Raw genomic sequence first — 17,985 nt, 5'->3', positions numbered from 1 at the left:
CTCCGCCTAGTGGGGAGGATCGTCGCCCCACCCTCAGGCGATTCGCTCCGGCCGCTCCGCGGCGTCGGCGGCGATCGCGCTATCGGGCGCCATCGCCTCCCAGGGGAAGACGAACCAGTCCTTGGTCACCGCACGGTCGATCACGCGCGCGGCATAATCGACCCGCTGCGCCGAGCCGACATTGTCGATCAGCGTGGCGAAGCGGACGCTGCCCTCGGCCGCGCCGGCGCGCGCGAGCATAGCGCGCAGGTGGCCGATGGTGCGGCCCGAGTCGTTGATGTCGTCGACGAACAGCAGCGGCTCGCCCGCGCGGCTGCGCGCGGCCAGCCGCTCGATCGCCTCGGCGGCGAGCGCCTCCGATTGAGAGGAGTAATCCACCGCCAGCATCGGCAGCCCGGTGGCGTGGCTGAGATAGACCGCGGGGATCAGCCCGCCGCGGCCGATGCCGATGAGATGCGCCGGCGCCCAGTCGGCGGCGGCGAGCGAGTCGGCCAGCGCGCGGACGGCGGCGACGAGGTCGGCGTGGGTGATGGCGGTGTAGATCGGCATCGCGGGCGTGTAGCGCCGATGGCGCGCGCGGGCGAGGGGGGTGGCGGGGCACGCTTAGCTCATGCACCGCTCCGGCGGACGCCGGGGCCCAGTTGGGAAGGTTCGTGTGGGAGCCACTGAGGTCGCCCACCTGGACCCCGGCGTCCGCCGGGGTGGAGCCTCTACGATGAAGCACTGGGGGCACTGGCCGAACAACCACCCCTACGGCTCACCGCCGCAGCAATCCCCCCAGCACCCCGCGCACCACCGAGCCGATCAGACCGCCCGACGCACCGCCGCCGCGTCGCCCGCCGCCGAGCACCGCCTTGGTCACCTCGTTCGCCACCGTTCGCCCCAGCGCCGAGGAGGCCGATCGCGTCGCCGAGGTCATCGCGCGGTTCCACGGGTCGTTGGCGCGCTCACGTTCCTCGGCGCGCTGCGCGCGCTCGGCCTCGCGCTGCGCCGTGACCCGCTCGCGCGCCTGCCGCGCCTCCTCCTTTGCCTGGAGCGCGGCGGCCTTGCTCGCCTCGTCCTGCGCGGTCGCGGCGGCGCGCGCGGCAACGGCCTCCTGCGTCTTGGCGGCGAGCAGCTCCTCCGCCGACTCGCGGTTCACCAGCGTGTCGTAGCGGTCGCCCACCGCGTCGGTGGCGAGCAGCACCTTGCGCTCCTCGGGCGTCACTGGCCCGACGCGGCTCGCCGGCGGCCGTACCAGCGTGCGCTCGACCGGGCTGGGCGAGCCGTCGGCCTGGAGCAGCGACACCAGCGCCTCGCCCGTCCTGAGCTCGGTGATCGCCGCCGCGACATCGACCCCGGGATTGGCGCGGAAGGTCTGCGCCGCCGCCTGCACCGCTTTCTGGTCACGCGGGGTGAAGGCGTTGAGCTTGTGCTGCACGCGGTTGCCGAGCTGGCCCGCGACCTTGTCGGGGATGTCGATCGGGTTCTGCGTGATGAAATAGACGCCCACGCCCTTGGAGCGGATCAGCCGCACCACCTGCTCGATCTTGTCGAGCAGCGCGTCGGGCGCGTCGTCGAACAGCAGGTGCGCCTCGTCGAAGAAGAAGCACAGTTTGGGCTTGTCGAGATCACCCACCTCGGGCAGCTGCTCGAACAACTCGCTCAGCAACCACAGCAGGAAGGTGGAGTAGAGCCGCGGCGCCGCCATTAGTTTGTCGGCGGCGAGGACGTTGACGAGGCCCTGGCCCTGGTCGTCGTGGCCGAGCAGGTCGCCCAGCTCGAGCGCGGGCTCGCCGAAGAAGTGGGTCGCGCCCTGGCTGCGCAGCTGCAGCAGCGAGCGCTGGATCGCGCCGACCGACTGTTTGGAGACGTTGCCCCACCGCGCGGTCAGCTCCTGCGCGCGCTCGGCGCAATGCGCCAGCACCGCCTGAAGATCGTCGAGGTCGAGCAGCAGCAGATGCTCCTCGTCGGCGAGCTGGAAGGCGATCGTCAGTACGCCCTCCTGCACCTCGTTGAGCCCCATCAGCCGCGCGAGCAGCAGCGGCCCCATCTCGCTCACGGTGGTGCGTACCGGGTGGCCCTGCTCGCCGAACAGGTCCCAGAACTGCACCGGGCAGGCGGCATAGGACCAGTCGGTGAGCCCGATCTCGGTGGCGCGGGCGGCGAAGGCGGCGTGGGTCTTGGCGGTCGCCGCGCCAGGCATGGCGAGGCCGGAGAGATCGCCCTTCACGTCGGCGACGAAGCAGGCGACGCCCGCGCGCGAGAAGCCCTCGACGAGGCCCTGGAGCGTGACGGTCTTGCCAGTGCCGGTCGCGCCCGCGATCAGGCCGTGGCGGTTGGCGCGCGCGAGCTGGAGCCACTGCGGCTGCGCGCCGCCCGCGTTCGCGCCGATGAAGATGCCGTCCGCCAAGGTTCTGCTCCTGCCGCTGGTCTCGCTCACCTATGTCATAGGATGCGGCGCGGGCGGCGTCACGGGGGAGCGGGCGGGCGGCAACGCGCTGCCCGGTCGGGGGCGACGATGCCGGCCTGCAGATCGTCTGATCCGCACGCCGGATGCCGTGGCCTCACCGCGAAACGGCGCTCCTCCTCGTTCGTCATCCCCGCGCGGGCGGGGATCCAGAGACGCCGACGTTCGCGAGCAAGCCGGCAGCCTGGCGCGTCTGGATTTCCGCCGCTGCGGGAATGACGGTGGGGGGACGGATCGGGTGCGACGAGGGAGGCGCAGCCATGAAGGGGCTGCGGCGAACCTCGTGTCCGCGTCGACGCGTCTCAGCCACCCACGGGTCTAGCGCCGCGCCGCCATCCTCGACCGCTCACACGAGAAGGGCCGCCGCACCCCTCGGCGCGGCGACCCTCCCGGGACCGATCAGGCGATACGGCCTTACTTGATCTTCACCGCCACGAAGCCGCCGACCTGGCGCCCGCGCGTGACGTTGAGCAGCACCTGCGGCCGGCCCGCCGCCTTCGCCGCCGCCACGACACGCGCCACGTCGGCCGCGCTGCGCACCGGCTGCGAGTTGACCGAGGAGATCACGTCGCCGCGGCGCAGCTTCTGTGCCGCGTCGCTCGACGGGTCGGTCGCCGCGACCACGACGCCCTGGACAGTCGAGTCGACCCCGATCGAGCGCGCGATCTGCGGCGTCAGCGGCTGCACCGTAATGCCGAGCGAGCTCGAAGCGGGGGCCGCCTGCTCGCTGTCGTCGCCGCCGCCGAAGCTGTCGTCGTCGTCGCCGCCGCCGCCGCCGGTGAGCGCCGCCATCTGGTCCTCCGACGGGCGCGTGCCGACCGTGGCGTTGAGCGACTGACGCTTGCCGTCACGGATCACGTCGAGCTTGATCGTCGAGCCCGGCGCGGCATTCGCGACGAGATAGGAGAGCGTCTTCTCCGGTGTCACCGCCTGGCCGTTGATCGCCGTCACCACGTCACCCGCGCGCAGACCCGCCTTGGCGCCGGGACCGGCAGGCTCGACGCGGCCGACGATCTCGCCGGAATCCTTCGGCAGGCCGAGCGCCGAGGCCATGTCGGCATTGACCGCCTGGATGCTGACGCCGAGATAGCCGCGCTTGATCGCCTGGCCCTTCACCAGCGTGTCGATGATCGGCTTGGCCTCGGTCGTCGGGATGGCGAAGCCGATGCCGATATTGCCGCCCGACTGCGAGTAGATCTGGCTGTTGATGCCGATCACCTCGCCGTTGAGGTTGAACATCGGGCCGCCCGAATTGCCCTGGTTGATCGCGGCGTCGGTCTGGATGAACGTATCGAACGGACCGCCGCCGGTGGCGCGATGCACCGCCGAGACGATGCCCGCGGTCACGGTGCCGCCGAGACCGAACGGCTGGCCGATCGCGACCACCCAGTCGCCAACGCGCGCGCGGCTCGAATCGCCCAGGCGGACGAACGGCAGCGGGGTGGGCGAGGTAATCTTGAGCACCGCGAGATCGCTGGTCGGATCACGACCGACGAGCTTGGCGGTATATTCCTTGCGGTCCTGCAAGGTGACAGTGATCGACTCGACCGTCGCGCCGCGCGAGGCCGGAGCGATCACGTGGTTGTTGGTCACGACATAGCCGTCGGCCGAGATCAGGAAGCCAGAGCCAAGCGAGGTGCCCTCGCGCGTCACCGGCGCACCGCCGCCGCCGCCACCGAACTGGCCGAACAGGTCGCCGAACGGTGTGCCCGCGAACGGGTTGGCCGACTGCTGGACGGTCACCTTCTGCGTGGTGGAGATGTTGACCACCGCAGGCTGCAACTTCGCGACGAGATCGGCGAAGCTCATCGGCGCGCCCGCGCGCGGAGCGGAGGCGCTGATCGCGCCGGGCTCGTTCTGCGCGACCTGGGCGGTGGCGGGGTTCTGCAGCGTCAGCGACGCCGCGGTGCCGCCGAGGAGAAGGGCGCCGGTGAGGGCGTAGGCGTAACGCACTTTCTTCATGTCCTCTGAATCACCCTGTCGAATAAAGCGGGAACGCTACGTCCTGTGCCGAACAAGCGATGAACGTCGATTGAATATGAACGCGCGACATCGCCGCGGGTTCTATCGCCGCCCGCCCTCGAACTCGCGCAGATAGCCGTTGTTCGGGCTCATGATGATGTTGGTGCTGCCCTCGGGCGGCTGGCCGCCGTCCGCACCGAAGGTGTGGCGGTAGCTCTGCATGGCGCGGTAGAAATCGTAAAAGTCCGCGTCCTTGCTGAAGGCGTCGGCGTAGATCCGCGCCGCCTGCGCGTCGGCCTCGGCGCGGACGATCTGCGCCTGCTTCTGCCCCTGCGCCCGGATCGTGTTGGCCTCCTGCTGGCGCGCGGTGCGCATGCGTTGCAGCGCGCTCTCCAGCGGGCTGCCGTCGGGCAGGTCGGCGTGCTTGATCCGCACGTCGACGATCTCGGCGCCATACTGCTTGGCCGAGCGGCCGAGCGATTCCTGGATCTCGTCCATGACGCGCCCGCGCTCCGGGCTGAGCAGGGTCGCGAACGGCACCTTGCCGAGTTCGTTGCGCAGCGCGGTGCCGAGCAGCGGGCGGAGCTGGTCGGCGACCCGCTCCTCGGTGTTCGAGGTGCTGCCGGTCGAGGTCACCGCGCGCAGCGGGTCGACGATGCGGAAGCGCGCGAAGGCGTCGACGTTGAGCCGGAGCTGGTCGGTCGAGAGCACCAATGTGTTGTCGAGATCGGCGTCGAGCACGCGCTTGTCGACCCAGACGATCTTGTCGACGAAGGGGATGCGCGCGATCACGCCGGCACCGGTCCGGCCGATCGACTGGCCCGGCTGCCACTGGTTGATCAGACGCACCGGATTGTTGAGGCGGAGTACCACCGCCTGCTGCGTCTCGGGGACGATCGCGAAGGTCGCCGCGGCGATGATCACCAGCGCGAGCGCGAGCAGGCCGGCGGCGACGGGATTGCGGAGCCAGACGGGCATCAGCGCGCTCCCCCGCTGGCCGGCTGCGCCGGCGCGGTGCCCGAGGCGGTCGCGTTCGGCTCCTGCAAGCGGCGACCGCGGTCGAGCGGCAGATACGGCGTCACGCCCGGGGTCTCGACGATCGTCTTGTCGGTCTTGGCCAGCACGGCCTCCATGGTCTCGTAATACATGCGGCGGCGGGTCACCTCAGGGGCGAGGCGATATTGCGCGTACACCTGGTCGAACGCCGAGGCCTCGCCCTGCGCGCGCGCGATCACCTGCTGCGAGTAGGAGCGCGCGTTGTTGAGGTTGCCCACCGCCTCCTGCTGCGCCGCGGTCACCGCGTTGAAGTCGTCGGCGAGCTGCGACGGCGGCGCCGCCTGCTTGATCGACACGCCCTGGACCTGCACGCCTGCCTGATAGCTCGTGAGGATCTGCTGCATCGTCTCGGCGACGCGCGCCTCGATCTCGGTCCGCCCCGCGCCGATCGCCTGGTTGAGCGTGGTGGTGGCCAGCACCGAGCGCATCGCGCTCTCCGCGGTGGCGCGCACCGTCTCCTGCGGGTCCTTGATCTCGAAGACATAATTGCGCGCGTCCGAGACGCGCCAGCGCACCGTATAGGCCAGATCGATGATGTTCTGGTCGCCGGTCAGCACGGTCTCGCCGCCGTCGCGCGGGAACTCGTCGGTGCGGACTTGCTCGACGTCCACCTTGGTGACGTTGACGATCGGCGCGGGCAGGGTCACGCGGATGCCCGGCTCGAGCATCCCCGAGTAGCGCCCGAAATAGGTGACCACGCCGCGCTGCTGCGGCCCGATCTGGTGGATCGAGGTGAGTACCAGCCAGATCGCCACCAGCACGGCGACGCCGAGCAGCCACAGCATCCGCGCGTTGGCGCCGAGCGGCAGCTGCGGCCCGCCGCCGCCCTCGCCACCACCACCACCGCCGCCGCCACGGGCGCGGCGGATGAATTCGTCGAGCGCGGTCGGCTTGGCGCCGCTGCGCTTCGCGCCGGGCGGGACCGACCACGGGTTGCGCGGACCGACATTGTCGTCGTTCCCCCAGGGTCCGTTACTCTGTGCGGCGAGGGGGATGGGGCGCCGAAGCCAGCGTCGCGAGATGATCATCCCGCCTTTATAAGTGCGGATCGGCCGAAAAACAGTGGCAAGCCGCGACACGAGGCGTAACGGATCATGTCCATGGACGAGAATGACGTGAGGCAGGCGGTCCGCGCGGTCGCGGGCGAGCGCGCGACGGTGCGGATCGAAGGGCAGCGGATCGGCGTGGTAATCGACGCCAGCGGGCTCGACGCGCCCGCGCGGGACGCGCTGGAGGCGGCGGTGCGCATGGCGGCGGCGCGGCCGGGCCATGAGGTGCGCACCGTGGTCACCGCCGAGCGGGCGCAGCGCCGGCTGATCGCGGTGGCGAGCGGCAAGGGAGGCGTCGGCAAGTCGACGCTGTCGGCCAATCTCGCGATCGCGCTGGCGCGCGCCGGGCGGCGGACGGGGCTGGTCGACGCCGACATCTACGGCCCGTCGCAGCCGCGGCTGATGGCGGTTGAAGGGACGCGGCCGGAGGCGCGCGACAAGGTGCTGCTGCCCGTGGCGACGCCCTATGGCGTGCCGCTGCTGTCGATGGGGCAGCTGGTCGAGCCCGGCCGCGCGATCGCGTGGCGCGGACCGATGACCGCGGGGGCGCTCGGGCAGCTGATCGACGCCGACTGGGGGCTCACCGACACGCTCGTGGTCGACCTGCCGCCCGGGACCGGCGACGTCCAGCTCACCATGGTGCAGAAGCACCGCCCCGCCGGCGCGGTGATCGTTTCCACCCCGCAGGACCTCGCGCTGATCGACGCGCGGCGCGCGATCGACCTGTTCCAGAAGGCGGGCGTGCCGATCATCGGGCTGGTCGAGAATATGGCAGGCTATGCCTGCCCGCATTGCGGCGAGGTGTCCGACCCGTTCGGCCGCGGCGGCGCCGAGGCGGCGGCCCGGGAGGCGGGGATCGCCTTCCTCGGGCGCGTGCCGCTCGATCTCGCGATCCGGATCGCCTCCGACGCGGGGGAGCCCCCGGCAGCGCGCGACGACGACCGCGTGTTCGCACCCGTCGCGGCGCAGGTGGCGGAGTGGTTAAGGGCGAACTGAGCGGGGTGCGCCCGGTGTACGGGATCGGTCGGCCACATACGACCGGCGCGCAACCCGCACCCGAGCCGCTCGTTCGGTTACAGACGTGCGCCATGCGCGCCGCGACGAAGGAGAGCGCCGATGCCGCTGACCGCCGACGACGATATCCGTGAGCTGCTCGAGGAGACCCGCACGATCGCGCTGGTCGGCGCGTCGGACCGGCCGGACCGCCCCTCCAACGGCGTCATGAAGACGCTTCAGGCGCACGGTTACCGCGTCATCCCGGTCAACCCGCAGCTCACCGGCGAGCATATCCACGGCGAGTTTGTCTTCCGCGAGCTCGCGCAGCTCGGCGACCCGATCGACATGGTCGACATCTTCCGCCGCTCATCGGCGGCAGGGGAGGTGGTCGATCAGGCAATCGCGATCGGCGCCAAGTCGGTGTGGCTCCAGCTCGGCGTGATCGACCAGGCCGCTGCGGCGCGCGCCGAGGCCGCCGGGCTCAAGGTGGTGATGGACCGCTGCCCCGCGATCGAGCTGCCGCGGCTGGGCGTGGAACGGCGGGGCGGGCGTGCCGCGGCGGATTAGGCCGATCGCGTCACCCTCCGCCTGCGTGGCTGACGTGACGTGCAGAGTGGAACGTGTATGTCCGCGACGCTCCTCCTGACCGCCGCCAGCGGCTCAGGGGATCAGGCGCTCGTGGCGGCCCGGCGATCGCGGCGGCGTAGCCGGGCGCCCACGAGCGCGAAACCGCCGATCATCATGGCCCATGTGTCAGGCTCCGGCACGGCGGGCGCGCTGACGTCATTGCCGGCTCGTGCGACGTCGACGCCGGTGATCTCGACCGCCCAATTGCCTGTTCGCTGCGCCCCGCTGATATCGCAGAACAGGCCGTCGCCGCCGGGCAGCGGATCGCGGCCCGGACAATTGACCGCGGTGAAGCCGGGCTGCCCCGTTCTGACGAAGGTGCCCAGCGAGCCGCCGCCGAAATTGTCATACTGAGTGACATAGGCGGCATAGTCGCCAGGTCCGAGCTCGCGCTCGTACCGTATGTCGAACCGGGCGCCGGTGACCGGATCGGCCGGGGCAAAGGCCGAGTCGTCCTGCTGATCGATCCCGGTGCCCGCCGTGAGGTCGTACAGCAGGAAAATTGGATCGAAGCCGCCCGCGGCGACCACATGGCCTGTGTCGGTCGTACCGCCGGCGTAGGAGTAGCTGCGAAAGGTGACAGTCGACGTTTGGGCGAGCGAGAAGAGGATGCGCTGCGCGTCATCGTCGTTGTGGAAAACTCCCTCGAAGAAGAAGTCGGCGGCCTTCGCCGTCGGCGAGCAGATCGAGGCGGCGGCGGCCAGGGCGACGGCGAACATGCGTGTCACGGTGCTCTCCCTTTATCACGGCGAAATGGCGTCGGGTGCGGGCGCCTCCGCCACCTGAGCCATGTGCTCGCATGGTCGCCGGGTAACTATCCCACTGAGGCGCTAGGCGCCGCGGCAATGATGGGAGAGGCGCTCGCCGAAAGGGCGAGATCGACCATACATTGGTATGACCTGCGCCGTGCGGGGCGAATCGGTCGTGGACGAATGGCCATTGCCGCGCACGCCGCCCCTCGCTGCGCATCAGCGCCTCTGTTACGACCCGGGGCACGAGAGGGAGGGTTCATGTCCACATTGTTCCGGCGCAAGCCGGTCGCGATCGATCACCGCGGCGGCACCGTGCTCGCGCGCACTCTGTCCTGGCCGCACCTCGTCGCGCTCGGCGTCGGCGCGATCGTCGGCACCGGCATCCTGACGCTGATCGGCGTCGGCGCCGAGCGCGCCGGGCCGGCGGTGATCCTCTCCTTCGTCATCGCCGGCGCGATCTGCGCCTGCGCCGCGCTGGCGTATGCCGAGATGGCGACGATGATTCCCGCCTCGGGCAGCGCCTATACCTACAGCTACGTCGTCTTGGGCGAGGTGATCGCCTGGGTGATCGGCTGGTCGCTGATCCTCGAGTATTCGCTGGTGGTGTCGACCGTGGCGGTGGGCTGGTCGGGCTATGCCTCGGCGCTGCTCACCCCGCTGGGCTTCCCCGTCGCGCTCACCCAGGGGCCGGAGCTCGGCGGCGTGGTCAACCTGCCCGCGGTGTTCATCATCGCGGTGGTCGCCGGGCTGCTGTCGCTCGGCACCAAGGAGAGCGCGACGCTCAACGCGGTGCTGGTCGGTATCAAGCTCGTCGCGCTCGCGGTGTTCGTCGCGGTGGCGGTGCCGCATTTCGACGCCGCCAATCTAGAGCCCTTCATGCCCTACGGCTTCGCCAAGTCGGTGAGCGCGGACGGCGGCGAGCGCGGCGTGATGGCGGCGGCGGCGATCATCTTCTTCGCCTTCTACGGCTTCGACGCGATCTCCACCGCGGCGGAGGAGACCAAGAACCCGGGGCGGGACCTGTCGATCGGGATCGTCGGCTCGATGCTGGCGTGCGTGGTGATCTACATGGGCGTCGCGGTCGCGGCGGTGGGCGCGCTCCACTTCTCCCGCTTCGCCGACTCGCCCGAGCCGCTCGCGCTGATCCTGCGCGGGATCGGCCGGCCCGGCTTCGCCACCTTCCTCGCCGCGAGCGCGGTGATCGCGCTGCCGACCGTGCTGCTCGGCTTCCTGTTCGGGCAGAGCCGCATCTTCTTCGTGATGGCGCGCGACGGGCTGTTGCCGCAGGCGCTCGCCAAGGTGTCGAAGCGCGGTACGCCGGTGCGGATCACGATGCTGACCGCCATACTGGTAGCGGTGATCGCGGGGGTGATGCCGATCGACGCCATCGCCGCACTCGCCAACGCGGGGACGCTGGCGGCGTTCGTCGCGGTGTGCGTGTGCATGCTGGTGATGCGGCGGCGCGCGCCCGACGCCGAGCGGCGCTTCCGCACGCCGGCCGCGCCGCTGGTGGGCGCGATCGGCGTGCTGGGCTGCGCCTACCTCTTCTTCAGCCTGCCGCAGCGGACACAGCTCTACTTTCTGCTGTGGAACCTGTTCGGCCTGGCGGTCTACCTGCTGTGGGGGCGCCGCCGCGCGGCGATCGCGGCGGCGGCGTAGAGCGGGCACGCGAAGACGCGACGACGCGAAGAAGGGGATAAGCGGCGGCTCCTTACCACTACTTCTCCGCGGCGACGGCCGAGGCCCAGTTGGGGAACGCTGGCGAAACACACCGCCGCTCCCCCCGACTGGGCCCCGGCCTTCGCCGGGGAACTACACGCTGGTCTCGTCGCGAGCAGCTCCCATGTCACTCAGGATACTTGGGCCTTGGCGTGTGCCGTCTCTCACATCCCGGCAGCGCTCGCGCTGCCCTGCAACTTGGTCGCCTCGGCGATGTGACGCTTGACGATCGGCACCGCCGCCTTGGCCGAGGCCTTGAGCGGCGCCTTGTCGCCACCCGACGCATAGCTCTGGTGCAGGTCGAGCGCGGCCTGGTGGGCGGGCAGCTGCTGGCCGAGGTACAGGCGGTCGATGTCGGCGGGCGAGGCGGCCTGCAGCTCGTTGATCGAGGCGGTCGCGCCCGGGTCGAGCGCGGGCGGCGGCGGGTTCAGCCCGGCCTTCTGCGCCGCCTTCACCGTCGCCGCGGTGGTCTTCTGATGATGGTCGATCATCATCTGCGCGAACTTCTTCACGCCCGCGTTCTGCGACTTCTGCAACACGACCTGGCTCGAGTTGATCTCGTACAGGTCGCTCTTGCCCGCCCCGGCGACATACGCGTCGGCTGTCGTCTTCGCCTCGGCCGGGGGCGGCGGCGGGGGCGTCTGCGCGCTGGCAATCGCCGGCGCGGCGAACAGCGCGGCGCCGAGCAGCAGGCGGGTAGTGGCCATCATCATCGTTTCTCCCACGTCGAACTCCCGCGAGAGCGGCGCGCGCGTGGCAAAGTTCCGTTGCGAACCAGTAACTTGCTCTCGATCAGCTAGATCGTTCACGAGTCTCCGGCATGGCCAGAGCGTAGAGCGTCAGGCCGCCGCCCGCGATCGCCGCGAGCGTGAGGAAGGTCGGCGCATAGCCCGCGCCGACGATGATCGTGCCCGCCAGCGTCGCGCTCAGCGCCGCGCCGAGCCCCTGCGCGGTCGCCACCGCGCCCTGCGCCACGTTGAAGCGCCCGCTCCCGCGCGTCAGGTCGGCGATCACGATCGGGAAGAGCGCGCCGAAGATCCCGGCGCCGACGCCGTCGAGCGCCTGCACCGCCACCAGCCAGCATGGATCGCGCGACACGGTGTACAGCGCTCCGCGCGCGGCCAGCACCGCGAAGGCCGCGAGGAACAGCGGCTTGCGCCCCCAGGCGTCGGCCTTGCGCCCGACCAGCAGCGCCATCGGCACCATCACCAGCTGCGCCGCGACGATGCAGGCCGCGGTGAGCGAGGTCGCCTGATCCTTCCCCACGGTGCGCGCGAGCAGCTGGCTCACCGAGGTCAGCATCGCCGCGTTGGCGAGGTGGAACAGGAAGGCGAGCGCTGCGAACAGCAGCAGCGCCTTCTGCTCGAGCAGCACCCGCCATCCGGGTTCGGCCTCGCACGCGGCAGCGGTTTCGTCGGGTGCGCAGTCGAGCCCGCGCGCCACTTCATCGTCGATCTGGCGCGAGTCGATCCGCCGCGCGGCGAGGACGCTCGCTACCGTCAGCCCCGCCATCAGGTAGAAGACCACGACCGGGCCGAAGCGCCACGCCAGCACGCCCGCCAGCGCGGCCGAGACCGCGTTGCCGGCGTGGTTGAACGCCTCATTGCGCCCGACCCGAGCGGAGAAGGCGCGCGCGCCGAAGAGTCCCAGGGTGATCGCCGCGATCGCCGGCGCGAACAGCGCGCCCGCCGCGGCGGCGAGCGACTGCGTCACGACTACCGGGCCGAAGCCGTGGACGAAGGGGAGCGACACGCTGCCGAGCGTCACCACCAGCGCGGCGGCGATGACGATCGCGGGCTTGCGCGTCGAGCGGTCGATCAGCCAGCCCGCCGGGGTCTGCGCGAGCAGGCCGACGATGCCCGCGATGGTGAGCACCAGGCCAGCGGTGGCCTCGTTCCACCCGTGCGTCGGCCCGCGCACCGCGACGAGATAGATGGCGAGATAGGGCCCGAGCCCGTCACGCACATCGGCGAGAAAGAAGTTGAGCGCGTCGAGCGCGCGACCGGGCGGGTGCGGCGCGGCCTCCGGCGGCGCCGGACGGGTGGGGGCGAGCGTGGCCATGTGCTCCGGGCTCCGCGGGAGGGTTCGCGGGCAACGTTCCGTTACGAGGCGCGATCCGGGAGTGGCCGGGCTTGCTCTAGGTTAGGAGGGGGAAGTGGTTGAGAAGTGGGGCAAGTATCTTTCCGAACAACATCCTCCCCGCTCGCGGGGAGGGGGACCGCCGCGCGTAGCGCGGTGGTGGAGGGGGCTCTCCACGAAGCTCAGCGGCAGCGGAAAGCCCCCTCCACCAGCCTGCGGCTGGTCCCCCTCCCCGTTCCGGGGAGAATTGGCTCACGGTTCTCGTCGACCATAGAAAAAGGGAGGGCTCCTCGCGGAACCCTCCCTCTCTCATGCGCTCACGGACGCCCGCCTCAGGCGGCGAGCTTGCGCAGCACATATTGGAGGATGCCGCCGTTGAGGAAATACTCCAGCTCGTTGACGGTATCGATCCGGCAGCGCGTCTCGAACGTCTCGGTCGAGCCGTCGGCGCGCTTCAGCGTCACCGTCACGTTCTGGCGCGGGCGCAGCGCCGCCACGTTCTCGATCGTGAACGTCTCGTCGCCGGTCAGCCCGAGCGACTGGCGCGACACGCCCTCGGCGAACTGCAGCGGCAGCACGCCCATCCCGACCAGGTTCGAGCGGTGGATGCGCTCGAAGCTCTCCGCGATCACCGCGCGCACGCCGAGCAGGTTGGTGCCCTTCGCCGCCCAGTCGCGCGACGAGCCCGTGCCGTACTCCTTGCCCGCGACCACGACGAGCGGCGTGCCATCGGCCTTGTGGCGCATCGCCGCGTCGTAGATCGGCATGACCTCGCCGTCATAGCGGCTCATCCCGCCCTCGACGCCCGGCACCATCTCGTTCTTGATGCGAATGTTGGCGAAGGTGCCGCGCATCATCACCTCGTGGTGGCCGCGACGCGCGCCGTAGCTGTTGAAGTCCTGGCGCGAGACCTGGTGCTCCTGCAGCCACGTCCCCGCCGGGCTGTCGGCCTTGATCGAGCCGGCCGGCGAGATGTGGTCGGTGGTGATCGAGTCGCCCAGGATCGCCAGCGGCTTGGCGTCGACGATGTCGGTCGTCGGCTTGGGCGTCATCTCCATGCCGTCGAAATAGGGCGGGTTGGCGACATAGGTCGAGCCGGCGATCCAGCCGTAGGTGTCCGAGCCGGTGACGTCGATCGCCTGCCACTTGCTGTCGCCGGCGTAGACGTTGCCGTAGCGCGCGCGGAACATGCCGTCGTCGATGTTGGCCGCCATGAGGTCGGCGACCTCCTGGTTGGTCGGCCAGATGTCGCGCAGGTAGACGTCGCCGCCGTCCTTGCCCTGGCCGATCGGCGTCTCGTTCATGTCGGTCGTCACCGTGCCCTTGAGCGCATAGGCGACCACCAGCGGCGGCGAGGCGAGGAAGTTGGCGCGCACGTCGGGCGAGACGCGGCCCTCGAAGTTGCGGTTGCCCGACAGCACCGAGGCGGCGACCAGGTCGTTCTCGTTGATCGCCTTGCTGATCGGCGCGGCGAGCGGGCCCGAGTTGCCGATGCAGGTGGTGCAGCCGTAGCCGACCAGGTTGAAGCCGATCGCGTCGAGGTCCTCGGACAGCCCGGCCTTGTCGAGATAGTCGGTCACCACCTGCGAGCCCGGTGCGAGCGACGTCTTCACCCACGGCTTCGGCTTCAGCCCCAGCGCGTTCGCCTTGCGCGCGACCAGACCCGCGGCGACCAGCACCGAGGGGTTGGAGGTGTTCGTGCAGCTCGTGATCGCCGCGATCACGACGTCGCCGTCGCCGATGTCATGGCCGCGCTCGTCGACCGCGACGCGCGCCGGCTTCTCCTTGTGGTAGAGCTTGAACAGGTCGCCGTTGAACACCTCGTCGACGGTGTCGAGGCTCACCTTGTCCTGCGGGCGCTTCGGCCCGGCGAGCGACGGCACCACGGTGCCCATGTCGAGCTCGAGCGTGTCGGTGAAGACGGGGTCGGGGCTGTCGGCGTAGCGCCACATGCCCTGTGCCTTGGCATAGGCCTCGGTCAGCGCGACCACCTCGTCGGGGCGGCCGGTCAGGCGCATATAGTCCATCGTCTTGTCGTCGACCGGGAAGAAGCCGCAGGTCGCGCCGTACTCGGGCGCCATGTTGGCGATCGTCGCGCGGTCGGCGAGCGTCATCTGGTCGAGCCCGGGGCCGTAGAACTCGACGAAGCGGCCGACCACGCCCTTGGCGCGCAGCATCTGCGTCACGGTCAGCACCAGGTCGGTCGCGGTGATGCCCTCGCGCAGGGAACCGGTGAGCTTGAAGCCGACCACCTCGGGGATCAGCATCGAGACGGGCTGGCCGAGCATCGCCGCCTCCGCCTCGATCCCGCCGACGCCCCAGCCGAGCACGCCCAGGCCGTTGATCATCGTGGTGTGGCTGTCGGTGCCGACCAGCGTGTCGGGATAGGCGATCGTCGCGCCGCTCTTGGCGTGCTCACCCGTCTCCTCCGACGCCCACACCGCGTGGCCGATATATTCCAGGTTCACCTGGTGGCAGATGCCGGTGCCCGGCGGCACCACCTTGAAATTGTCGAGCGCCTTGGAGCCCCACTTGAGGAACTCGTAGCGCTCGGCGTTGCGGGCGTACTCGAGGTCGACGTTATCCTCGAACGCCTTGGGGGTGCCGAACTCGTCGACCATCACCGAGTGATCGATCACGAGGTGGACGGGCACCTGCGGGTTGATCTTGGCGGCGTCGCCGCCGAGCTTGGTGATCGCGTCGCGCATCGCGGCGAGGTCGACCACGCAGGGCACGCCGGTGAAGTCCTGCATCAGCACGCGCGCGGGGCGATACTGGATCTCGCGGTCGCTGCGGCGCTCCTGCTGCCAGTCGACGATCGCCTTCACGTCCGCCTCGGTCACGGTCACGCCGTCCTCGAAGCGCAGCATGTTCTCCAGCAGCACCTTCATCGAGAAGGGCAGGCGCGAGATGTCGCCGAACTTCGTTTCCGCCGCCTTGAGCGCGAAATAATCGTAGGTCTTGCCCCCGGCCGTCAGCGTGGTGCGGGCGTTGAGCGTGTCGTGGCCGATGGCCGTCATGGGCAGCTGTCCTTCCTCGTGGGAGCCTCGCGCCCGCGGCGATGCGGCACGGCCGCGTGCGCGCGGGTGCGGGCGAAACTCTCGATCGCCGCGGGCGATAGCAGCGGGGCGCCGGGCGGGGAAGGGTGGAACGGCGCACGCGCGTAAGCGATTGTGGCCACGGGCGCGGGGACGTCCGGAGAGGCGGAGGGATGGCGCGCAAGCTCAAGGTGTTCCGCACCCCCGCAGGGTTCCACGACGCCTATGTCGCGGCGCCGAGTCGCAAGGCCGCGCTGGCCGCCTGGGGCGCCGACGCCGACTTGTTCGCGCGCGGCGTGGCCGAGGAGGTGACCGACGCGGCGCTGATGGAGGAGCCGCTGGCGCGCCCCGGCGAGGTGGTGCGGCGCTCGCGCGGCAGCGCGGCCGAGCAGCTCGCCGCACTGCCCCCGGATCGGCCGAAGCGGGCGCGTGCGGCAGAGGAGGAGGCGCCGCGGTCGAGGACGGCGCGATCCAAGGCTGCGACGAAGCCGCCCGCCCCACGCCCGAGCCGCGCCGAGCTGGAGGCGGCCGAGGCCGCGCTCGAGCAGGAGGACGCGCGCCGCCGCGACGAGGATAAGGCGCTGGCCGAGCGCCAGGCCGCGCTCGACCGCGAGCGCCGCGAGGCGGGACGGCGGCACGAGCGCGAACGAGCGCGGCTGGAGGCGGCGCGGCAGCGGGCGGCGGACGCCTATGCGGCGGCGGTGAAGAAGTGGCGGCGGTAGATCGGCGGTCGGCTCGTCCTATCACCGTTCGCGCTGAGGAGAGGCTGAGCTTGTCGAAGCCTCGTCTCGAAGCGTGGCCACGCGGTTGCCGGCAAGTGCTTCGAGACGGCACGTCGACGAGCTCAGTGCCTCCTCAGCACGAACGGGGATGAGGGAACGAAACCTCACCTTACCTCACCTCCGTCATCCTGAGCTCGTCTCAGGATCCACCGTGCCGCATATCCGACCGCGCATGGGTGAGCGGACCGGTGGATCCTGAGACAAGCTCAGGATGACGCAGGAAGGAGTGGGACGCAGGATGGCGAGGGTGAGCCCCGCGCCCCGGCCACCCCCCATGCACCCGCCACCCCATCTTCTTGACCCGGCGCACCCCCCATCGCATAGCCGGCTGATGGAGCAGGACATCGAGACGCTGTCGTTCGAGGCCGGCCTACGCGAGCTGGAGACGATCGTCGCCAGGCTCGAGTCGGGCGATACCCCGCTGGAGGAGGCGATCCGGCTCTACGAGCGCGGCAGCGCGCTGCGGCAGCGCTGCGCCGACCGGCTCGACTCCGCGCAGGCGCGGATCGAGGCGATCAGGCTCGGCGCCGACGGCCGCCCCGCCGCCACCGAGCCCTTCGCCGCGGGATGACCATCACCGCCACCGCGTCGCCCAGGTTGCAGGCCGCGCTCAAGGAAGTCGCGGCCGAGATGGACCGTCGCTTCGACGCGCTGCTCCCGGTCCCGGACGATCCCCGCGCCGATCTCTACCGCGCGATGCGCCACGCCACGATCGGGGGCGGCAAGCGGCTGCGCCCGCTGCTGGTGTTCGCCACCGCGCGGCTGTTCGACGTGGCGCGCGACGGTGCGGCGCGCGCCGCGGTCGCGCTCGAGGCGATCCATGCCTACTCGCTGATCCACGACGATCTGCCGGCGATGGACGACGACGACCTGCGCCACGGCAAGGCCACCGTCCACAAGGCGTTCGACGAGGCCACCGCGATCCTGGCGGGCGACTGCCTTCACGCGCTCGCCTTCGAGGTGCTGGCCGATCCCGCCACCCATGCCGACCCGTTCGTCCGCGCCGAGCTGGTCGCCGATCTCGCGCGCGCCTCGGGCCCGAGCGGCATGGCGGGCGGGCAGGCGATGGACCTCAAGGCCGACGGCGCCGCCTTCGACCTCGGCACCGTCACGCGGCTCCAGCAGATGAAGACCGGCGCGCTGATCGGCGCGGCGGTAGAGGCGGGCGCGATCCTCGGCCGCGTGCCGCCCGAGGGGCGCCGCCACCTGCGTGGCTACGCGCACGACCTCGGCCTCGCCTTCCAGATCGTCGACGACCTGCTCGACGTCGAGGGCGACGAGCAGCTCGCCGGCAAGAAGCTGCGCAAGGACGGCGAGGCGGGCAAGGAGACGTTCGTCTCGCTGCTCGGCGTCGAGCGCGCCAAGCAGCAGTCGCAGATGCTCGTCGACCAGGCGATCGACCACCTGCGCAGCTACGGTGACGAGGCCGAGCTGCTGCGTGCGATCGCGCGCTTCGTCACCGAGCGGCGCGGGTGA

The 17,985-nt window shown here is 70.8% G+C and carries 15 protein-coding genes; 6 read left to right on the top strand and 9 right to left on the bottom strand.

Annotated elements, in window-relative coordinates; translation table 11 throughout:
* Positions 1-33: 33 nt before the first annotated feature.
* The 5 genes from FHY03_RS19530 to hflK all read right to left on the bottom strand — a co-directional run bounded on the left by FHY03_RS19530 (position 34) and on the right by hflK (position 6,495).
* Positions 34-549, bottom strand: coding sequence for a phosphoribosyltransferase (locus FHY03_RS19530; protein ID WP_183932136.1), 516 nt, complete (start codon positions 547-549; stop codon positions 34-36).
* A 208-nt stretch (positions 550-757) separates the two neighbouring features.
* Positions 758-2,392, bottom strand: coding sequence for a helicase HerA-like domain-containing protein (locus FHY03_RS19525; protein ID WP_183932135.1), 1,635 nt, complete (start codon positions 2,390-2,392; stop codon positions 758-760).
* Between the two features lie 471 nt (positions 2,393-2,863).
* On the bottom strand, positions 2,864-4,411 hold the full coding sequence (locus FHY03_RS19520) for a Do family serine endopeptidase (RefSeq protein WP_221190363.1): 1,548 nt from the start codon (positions 4,409-4,411) through the stop codon (positions 2,864-2,866).
* A gap of 102 nt (positions 4,412-4,513) precedes the next feature.
* Positions 4,514-5,389 carry a protease modulator HflC gene (gene hflC / locus FHY03_RS19515; protein WP_183921027.1) on the bottom strand — a complete coding sequence of 292 codons (876 nt, stop codon included), beginning with the start codon at positions 5,387-5,389 and terminating at the stop codon, positions 4,514-4,516.
* The gene (gene hflK, locus FHY03_RS19510; RefSeq protein ID WP_183921026.1) at positions 5,389-6,495 is read right to left on the bottom strand and encodes a protease modulator HflK; all 1,107 of its coding nucleotides are present in this window, start codon (positions 6,493-6,495) and stop codon (positions 5,389-5,391) included. The genes hflC and hflK overlap by 1 nt, the downstream gene beginning before the upstream one ends.
* 66 nt (positions 6,496-6,561) lie before the next feature.
* Between hflK and FHY03_RS19505 the strand changes: the two genes are divergently transcribed.
* Both FHY03_RS19505 and FHY03_RS19500 read left to right on the top strand, forming a co-directional pair.
* On the top strand, positions 6,562-7,512 hold the full coding sequence (locus FHY03_RS19505) for an Mrp/NBP35 family ATP-binding protein (protein WP_409314223.1): 951 nt from the start codon (positions 6,562-6,564) through the stop codon (positions 7,510-7,512).
* 120 nt (positions 7,513-7,632) lie between these two features.
* Positions 7,633-8,079 (top strand): CoA-binding protein, encoded by a 447-nt coding sequence (locus tag FHY03_RS19500; protein ID WP_183932134.1) that lies wholly within the window; start codon positions 7,633-7,635, stop codon positions 8,077-8,079.
* 101 nt (positions 8,080-8,180) lie between these two features.
* On the opposite strand, the gene FHY03_RS21245 is transcribed toward FHY03_RS19500, so the two are convergent.
* The gene (locus FHY03_RS21245; RefSeq protein ID WP_260159481.1) at positions 8,181-8,858 is read right to left on the bottom strand and encodes a DVUA0089 family protein; all 678 of its coding nucleotides are present in this window, start codon (positions 8,856-8,858) and stop codon (positions 8,181-8,183) included.
* A 291-nt stretch (positions 8,859-9,149) separates the two neighbouring features.
* Here FHY03_RS21245 and FHY03_RS19490 point away from each other — a divergent pair, with 291 nt between their 5' ends.
* Positions 9,150-10,550 (top strand): amino acid permease, encoded by a 1,401-nt coding sequence (locus tag FHY03_RS19490; RefSeq protein WP_183921023.1) that lies wholly within the window; start codon positions 9,150-9,152, stop codon positions 10,548-10,550.
* 224 nt (positions 10,551-10,774) lie between these two features.
* On the opposite strand, the gene FHY03_RS19485 is transcribed toward FHY03_RS19490, so the two are convergent.
* The 3 genes from FHY03_RS19485 to acnA all read right to left on the bottom strand — a co-directional run bounded on the left by FHY03_RS19485 (position 10,775) and on the right by acnA (position 15,709).
* Positions 10,775-11,323: a DUF4142 domain-containing protein gene (locus tag FHY03_RS19485; RefSeq protein WP_260159480.1), complete on the bottom strand. Its 549-nt coding sequence runs from the start codon at positions 11,321-11,323 to the stop codon at positions 10,775-10,777.
* 79 nt (positions 11,324-11,402) lie between these two features.
* A complete protein-coding gene (locus tag FHY03_RS19480) occupies positions 11,403-12,671 on the bottom strand; it encodes an MFS transporter (protein WP_183932133.1) in 1,269 nt (422 codons plus the stop codon).
* Positions 12,672-13,021: 350 nt separating this feature from the next.
* A complete protein-coding gene (gene acnA, locus FHY03_RS19475) occupies positions 13,022-15,709 on the bottom strand; it encodes an aconitate hydratase AcnA (RefSeq protein ID WP_183932132.1) in 2,688 nt (895 codons plus the stop codon).
* A 191-nt stretch (positions 15,710-15,900) separates the two neighbouring features.
* On the opposite strand from acnA, the gene FHY03_RS19470 reads away from it, so the two are divergent.
* The 3 genes from FHY03_RS19470 to FHY03_RS19460 all read left to right on the top strand — a co-directional run bounded on the left by FHY03_RS19470 (position 15,901) and on the right by FHY03_RS19460 (position 17,985).
* Positions 15,901-16,449 carry a hypothetical protein gene (locus FHY03_RS19470; protein ID WP_183932131.1) on the top strand — a complete coding sequence of 183 codons (549 nt, stop codon included), beginning with the start codon at positions 15,901-15,903 and terminating at the stop codon, positions 16,447-16,449.
* Between the two features lie 391 nt (positions 16,450-16,840).
* Complete coding sequence (locus FHY03_RS19465) at positions 16,841-17,080, top strand: exodeoxyribonuclease VII small subunit (RefSeq protein WP_183921019.1); 240 nt, start codon at positions 16,841-16,843, stop codon at positions 17,078-17,080.
* Positions 17,077-17,985 carry a polyprenyl synthetase family protein gene (locus FHY03_RS19460; RefSeq protein ID WP_183921018.1) on the top strand — a complete coding sequence of 303 codons (909 nt, stop codon included), beginning with the start codon at positions 17,077-17,079 and terminating at the stop codon, positions 17,983-17,985. The genes FHY03_RS19465 and FHY03_RS19460 overlap by 4 nt, the downstream gene beginning before the upstream one ends.

The sequence above is a fragment of the Sphingomonas sp. BK345 genome, from assembly GCF_014193845.1.
Lineage (GTDB): Bacteria > Pseudomonadota > Alphaproteobacteria > Sphingomonadales > Sphingomonadaceae > Sphingomonas.
This window is presented reverse-complemented; position numbering and strand designations above follow the sequence as displayed.

Excerpts from the sequence above, each read along its gene's own strand:
- FHY03_RS19530 (WP_183932136.1), bottom strand. The coding sequence starts at position 549 with ATGCCGATCTACACCGCCATCACCCACGCCGACCTCGTCGCCGCCGTC.
- FHY03_RS19520 (WP_221190363.1), bottom strand. The coding sequence starts at position 4,411 with ATGAAGAAAGTGCGTTACGCCTACGCCCTCACCGGCGCCCTTCTCCTC.
- hflC (WP_183921027.1), bottom strand. The coding sequence starts at position 5,389 with ATGCCCGTCTGGCTCCGCAATCCCGTCGCCGCCGGCCTGCTCGCGCTC.
- hflK (WP_183921026.1), bottom strand. The coding sequence starts at position 6,495 with ATGATCATCTCGCGACGCTGGCTTCGGCGCCCCATCCCCCTCGCCGCA.
- FHY03_RS19505 (WP_409314223.1), top strand. The coding sequence starts at position 6,562 with ATGTCCATGGACGAGAATGACGTGAGGCAGGCGGTCCGCGCGGTCGCG.
- FHY03_RS19500 (WP_183932134.1), top strand. The coding sequence starts at position 7,633 with ATGCCGCTGACCGCCGACGACGATATCCGTGAGCTGCTCGAGGAGACC.
- FHY03_RS21245 (WP_260159481.1), bottom strand. The coding sequence starts at position 8,858 with ATGTTCGCCGTCGCCCTGGCCGCCGCCGCCTCGATCTGCTCGCCGACG.
- FHY03_RS19490 (WP_183921023.1), top strand. The coding sequence starts at position 9,150 with ATGTCCACATTGTTCCGGCGCAAGCCGGTCGCGATCGATCACCGCGGC.
- FHY03_RS19485 (WP_260159480.1), bottom strand. The coding sequence starts at position 11,323 with ATGATGATGGCCACTACCCGCCTGCTGCTCGGCGCCGCGCTGTTCGCC.
- FHY03_RS19480 (WP_183932133.1), bottom strand. The coding sequence starts at position 12,671 with ATGGCCACGCTCGCCCCCACCCGTCCGGCGCCGCCGGAGGCCGCGCCG.
- acnA (WP_183932132.1), bottom strand. The coding sequence starts at position 15,709 with ATGACGGCCATCGGCCACGACACGCTCAACGCCCGCACCACGCTGACG.
- FHY03_RS19470 (WP_183932131.1), top strand. The coding sequence starts at position 15,901 with ATGGCGCGCAAGCTCAAGGTGTTCCGCACCCCCGCAGGGTTCCACGAC.
- FHY03_RS19465 (WP_183921019.1), top strand. The coding sequence starts at position 16,841 with ATGGAGCAGGACATCGAGACGCTGTCGTTCGAGGCCGGCCTACGCGAG.
- FHY03_RS19460 (WP_183921018.1), top strand. The coding sequence starts at position 17,077 with ATGACCATCACCGCCACCGCGTCGCCCAGGTTGCAGGCCGCGCTCAAG.